At 37.1% G+C, this 418-nt stretch carries 1 protein-coding gene; it reads right to left on the bottom strand.

From position 1 onward, the window contains the following. Nucleotides 1–418, bottom strand: a 418-nt coding sequence (locus CSUIS19072_RS08465; RefSeq protein WP_337212283.1) for a hypothetical protein, incomplete at both ends; no start/stop codon positions are given.

The raw sequence follows: 418 nt of genomic DNA, 5'->3' as shown, positions 1-418 counted from the left end.
AAAAACCACTTTTCTAAGCTCAGGTATCACATCAGCAGTAGCATTTGGGTGCTTTGTTTTGTTATAGACTTTTAGCAAGGCAGTTGCTAACTCATCTTTATCTATTTGTCCTACTAACGCATTAAACCTATTATCTAGCTCATCAGTTAGCCTATCTATCTCTTTATCCCTTTGCGGACTGATTTTGCCATACTCATTATCTAGTGCCATATCTTGCTTTTTTAGTGCTATTAGCTCTTTGCTTATTTGCTCGTTAGCTTGGCTTTTTGGCAAGACTTTTACTATCTTTTCTAAATCATCTAAATCAGTAGTTCTCTCAAGCTTAGCGTTATTTAGCTCACTTGATATTAGCCTTGTTTGCTCGTTTCTAGCCTCTACTTCACCAGCTAATCTACGATATTCTAGCCCATCTTTACCC

It is taken from the genome of Campylobacter sp. RM19072, assembly GCF_024723485.1.
GTDB classification, from domain to species: domain Bacteria; phylum Campylobacterota; class Campylobacteria; order Campylobacterales; family Campylobacteraceae; genus Campylobacter; species Campylobacter porcelli.
This window is presented reverse-complemented; position numbering and strand designations above follow the sequence as displayed.